This is a genomic window from Veillonella dispar (assembly GCF_937975875.1).
Lineage (GTDB): Bacteria > Bacillota > Negativicutes > Veillonellales > Veillonellaceae > Veillonella > Veillonella dispar_B.
This window is the reverse complement of sequence record NZ_CALJSP010000089.1, coordinates 1-5143: the sequence shown is the minus strand read 5'-3', so window position 1 is coordinate 5143 and position 5143 is coordinate 1. Positions and strand designations below refer to the sequence as shown.

General features: G+C 38.1%; 4 protein-coding genes. 3 read left to right on the top strand and 1 reads right to left on the bottom strand.

All coding sequences use genetic code 11. From position 1 onward, the window contains the following. From Q7P05_RS04130 to Q7P05_RS04120, 3 genes are all read left to right on the top strand, one after another. On the top strand, nucleotides 1-3149 hold a 3149-nt coding region (locus tag Q7P05_RS04130; RefSeq protein ID WP_303930657.1), incomplete at its 5' end, for a PolC-type DNA polymerase III. 142 nt (nucleotides 3150-3291) lie between these two features. Beyond that, nucleotides 3292-3501 carry a hypothetical protein gene (locus Q7P05_RS04125; protein ID WP_303930656.1) on the top strand — a complete coding sequence of 70 codons (210 nt, stop codon included), beginning with the start codon at nucleotides 3292-3294 and terminating at the stop codon, nucleotides 3499-3501. Nucleotides 3502-3555: 54 nt separating this feature from the next. Beyond that, nucleotides 3556-4014 (top strand): hypothetical protein, encoded by a 459-nt coding sequence (locus Q7P05_RS04120; RefSeq protein WP_303930654.1) that lies wholly within the window; start codon nucleotides 3556-3558, stop codon nucleotides 4012-4014. 96 nt (nucleotides 4015-4110) lie between these two features. Here Q7P05_RS04120 and Q7P05_RS04115 read toward each other — a convergent pair. Continuing rightward, nucleotides 4111-5143: thiamine pyrophosphate-dependent enzyme (locus Q7P05_RS04115; RefSeq protein WP_303930652.1), on the bottom strand; the 1033-nt coding region annotated here is incomplete at its 5' end.

Here is a 5143-nt window from a genome sequence, read left to right as displayed (position 1 = left end):
GCATGATTTTAGGACCTAAAATTGAAGGGGTTACCTCTAAGATCATGGGCACCTTAGATACGCCAAGCGTCATCTTTGAAGGTGTATTTGTAGGCTTAGATAAACGGGATACTAAGACTGGTAAAAGTATTGTTAACGGCAGTATCGTAGATGATACAAATAGTATTAAATTTATCAAGTTTACAAACAGTCCTGAAGAAGGGGATGCCTTACTTAAACAGCTAAAAGGCTTACAACGCGTTCGGGTACAAGGTAGCGTAAGCTTTGATGATCGATTTGATAAGGATTATATCTTATCTATTCGAAGTATCGAGGCTGTGGAAACTACGAGCGTGGAACGTACAGAAAATCGACCAGACTCCCGCGTAGAGCTTCATTTACATACAAAAATGAGTGATAAGGATGCTCTTGTATCTGTTAAGGATCTATTCAAAACTGTAAAAAAATGGGGCCATCCTGCAGTAGCTATTACAGACCATGGCGTAGTACAAGCCTTCCCTGAGGCTCAAGCTCTTGGTAAAGAGTTGGGCGTTAAGGTTATCTACGGTGTAGAGGGTTATCTTATTGAAGATGAGACAGTAACGCGTGATGAAGAGCCTGTAGTAGATAAAAAGAAGAAAAAAGAAAAAGACAAACGTTATCATATTATCTTGTTAGCAAAAAATATGGTAGGTCTACGAAACCTCTATAAGATGATTTCTATATCCCACTTAGAACATTATAAGGTTCGTCCTCGTTTACCTCGTTCTGTTATTGAAGAACATCGTGAAGGTATAATTATTGGATCTGCCTGTGAAGCTGGGGAACTTATGCAGTCCATCGTTCGCGGTGCCACAAAGGAAGAGCTACTACAAGTAGCATCCTTCTATGATTATCTTGAAATCCAACCACATACGAACAATATGTTCTTGGTTCGTAAAGGACTCATGCCAGATGAGCAAGCTCTTATCGACATGAATAAAACAGTTATCGAATTAGGGGAAGCTTTAAACAAACCGGTATGTGCTACTTGTGACGTTCATTATTTAACACCAGAAGAAAAGATATATCGTGAAATTATGTTAACTGCATGTGGGTATCCAGATGCGGATGAACAACCAGATTTGCACTTGCGTACTACAGATGAAATGTTGGCATCCTTCCCTTATTTAAGTGAAGAAAAGGCCTATGAAGTAGTAGTTACTAATACTCGTGCTATTAATGATAGCATCGAAGATATCAAACCAGTTCCAGACGGCACATATTCTCCAGAGATCGAAGGCGCTGATGAAGCTTTCACAGAAATGTGTTATAGAAATGCGAAAGCCATTTATGGTGATCCATTGCCTCGCGTAGTACAAGAACGTCTAGACTATGAATTGGATTGTATTATTTCTAATGGTTATGGCGTATTGTATTACATAGCTCATAAACTAGTAAAAAAATCTCTTGATGATGGGTATCTTGTAGGTTCTCGTGGTTCGGTAGGTTCTTCTTTTGCAGCTACCATGTCTGAGATTACAGAGGTAAACCCATTACCGCCGCATTATGTATGTCCTAACTGTAAATATTCAGAATTTTTTGAAAAAGGTGAATATGCAGGTGGTTTTGACTTACCTCGTAAAGATTGTCCTGAATGTGGTCATGCGTTACAAACAAATGGTCATGATATTCCGTTTGCTATCTTCCTTGGTTTCGAAGGTGATAAGGTTCCAGATATCGACCTTAACTTCTCTGGTGATTACCAAGCAAAAGCTCACAAATATACGGAAGAACTATTTGGTCGTGACAATGTATTTAAAGCTGGTACCATCGGTACTATCGCTGATAAAACGGCATTTGGTTATGTTAAAAAGTACGCTGAAATTAGAGACATTCAAGCTCGCAGTGGTTTCTTTGAACATTTGGCAAAAGGCTTTACGAATGTAAAGAATACAACAGGACAACATCCTGGTGGTATCATGGTTTGTCCTCGCGATATGGATGTGCATCACTTTACACCTATACAGCATCCTGCGAATAAGAAGGAAAGTGGCGTATTAACGACACACTTTGACTATCACTCTATTGAAGGTCGTATGACTAAGCTTGATATTCTGGGCCATGATGATCCTACTATCATTCGTATGCTAGAGGATTTGACTGGTATAGATGCAAAGACTATACCATTTGATGATCCAAAAACATTGAGCTTATTCTCTTCTACAGAGGGGATTGGTTTAACACCGGAACAACTACAAGGTGACCAAGTAGCCAGCTTGGCTGTACCAGAATGTGGTACGAAGTTTGTACGGGGCATGCTTGAAGACTCTCGTCCGCAAACATTCTCTGACTTAGTTCGTATCTCTGGTTTCTCTCATGGTACAAACGTATGGCTCGACAATGCCCAAGACCTTATTAAAAATGGTACTTGTAAATTGAACGAAGCTATTTCTACCCGTGACGACGTAATGAACTTCTTGATCCATCGCGGCATGGATAGAAAGCATAGTTTCTTCGTAATGGAAAACGTGCGTAAAGGGAAGGGCATTGAAAAACGAAATAAACAAGGGCAAGCTACGACGGAATTTGAAGCAGAAATGCGTGAAAATAATATTCCTGAATGGTTTATTGAATCTTGTAAAAAGATTTCCTATCTATTCCCACGGGCCCATGCGGTTGCCTATGTAATGATGGCATTCCGTATTGCGTGGTTTAAGGTATATCATCCATTGGCATTCTATGCGGCATACTTCTCCATTCGTGCAAAGGCCTTTGACTTACGCATTATGACAGGGGACCTTAAAACTCAAATGACTGAGTTTAACCGTATTAAGGCTCTCGATCGCGCTGCCAGTCCTAAAGATAAGGATCTTATGAACGCATTAGAAGTATCTATGGAAATGTATCAAAGGGGCTATCGTTTTATCAATGTAGATATCCAGCACTCCGAAGCAAGACGTTTTAGCATTAAAGATGGTGCATTATTGCCGCCATTCTTAGCTATTGATTCCTTGGGTGAAACTGTAGCTGATGCTATCGTTGCTGAACGAGAAGAACGGCCGTTTACATCTCTAAAAGACTTGCAACGTCGTTGTAAGGTATCTAATACCATCATTGATCTTATGAAAGAACTCAAATGCTGTGGTGAACTACCTGAAGACGAACAAATGTCACTCTTTGGAGCATAATAAAATACAAGATAAGACTTACATATAAAATAAGCACTATATCCCAAATGGGCTATAGTGCTTATTTTTGTATATTTTGCTAAAATAATGTTACATTGGTTTGTATTTAAATAGAGTGCTCTAATAAAGGGAGTGTTAGGAAATGATGGATAAAAACAAAAATCAATCTGTAGAGATTGAATTTTGGGATATTGAGCATGAGGATGTACCTGAATTAGAAGAATCCGATATTCCAGGTGTATATTTTAACGAATTCCGAGAATATGTTGATGAAGAGGGAAATGTATTATCTCCATCAGATCTCGATGCAATACGATATAAAGACGATTACGAGGACGATTACTATAGATAAAAATAATTAAAGTATGATATTTATTGTGTTTATATTATAGCAAGTTGGTGAATTATGAGAGTTCCAATATATGAAGCTGTAGCACATTATAAAAGGAATGAGAAGTTACCTTATACAGAGTATTTTTGCTTAGGTTTTTTCTCTAAGCTATCTTTAGCCGAAACGGCTCTAGCTGAGTCTAAAATATTGTCTGGATTTTCTGAGTTAAATGATGATTCCTTTTCTATAACAACTCACTATTTAAATGACTGTGCTCATTTAGGTGAGGAGATTAACTATGAAATAGTAAATAACAAAATTTATGGTGTTTGGTATGATTATGATTTAGATGCTAATTATACTTCTTCTGGATACGTGGGATTATTTAGCACTTTAGAATATGCAGAGGAGGCATTAGCTTGGTATAAGACCTGGGATATATTTAAAGTATATGGATTAGAGTGTTTAGGTATCGATCCTATTACACTTAATCTTAGAGGATGGACTGAAGGTTTTATAACAGTATATAATTAAATTTAAGTAAAAAAGAGGAGTCATCAAATGATGACTCCTCTTTTTGAAAGTTTTGCAGTTTATTTATTTTGGCAGGTTTTGTAAATTGGCAGATTTTTAGTATAGAGATTTATATTTCATCCAGTTTGTTTTGGCCATTTCTTTAAGTTCTGTACCACGGCCATCAAGGATGGCATTGATCAAGTATTTGCTAAAGCCTTTAGCTTGTTGGTACGCAATTTTAGGTGGCATAGCAAGTTCTTGTTTATCTACGCGAACATTAACGATGACTGGGCCATTATGGTTGAGAGCTTCCATGATTTTTTCGTCTACTTCGCTAGAGTTTTGAATGCTTACACCTTTAATGCCAGCTGCTTCCGCAAGTTTACCAAAGTCTGGATTTACGAAGTCCGTAGCATAGTCTAAGTAGCCAGAGGCTTTCATTTCCATGGCGATGAAGCTGAGTTCTTCGTTGTTAAACACAAAGATTTTAACAGGTAAGTTAAGTTGTTTTAATGTTAACATTTCACCCATCATCATTGTGAAGCCACCATCACCGGAAAGGGAGATAACTTGACGATTAGGACATGCATTTTGAGCACCGATGGCATGCATCATAGCATTGGCCATAGAGCCGTGATTATAAGAGCCTAAGATGCGACGTTTACCATTTGTTTTTAAATGACGAGCAGTCCAAATTACTGGTGTACCTACGTCAAAGGTAAAGATAGCATCTTCAGCAGCTAATTTATTAAGACGGTTTACAAAGTATTGAGGGTGAATTGCTACACCATCTGGTTCAGCTACAGCATAGCTATCTAAGTCGCCTCTAAATTTAGCATATGCTTTGCGTACAGTGTCGATGAATTCAGTATCACCGCGTTGACTAACAAGAGGTAATAATTCTTTTAACGTATCTTTTACAGTACCAATAATACCTTGTGTAAGAGGAACACGACGACCTAAAGCACTAGGATCTCTATCCACTTGAATAACTTTCGCATTTTCTGGATAGAATGGACGATAAGGGAAGTCTGTACCAAGCATTACCAGAGTATCGCATTGTTCGATAGCACGATACCCAGATGTATAGCCTAAAAGGCCAGTCATACCAACATCATATGGGTTATCCCATTCAACCCATTCTTTA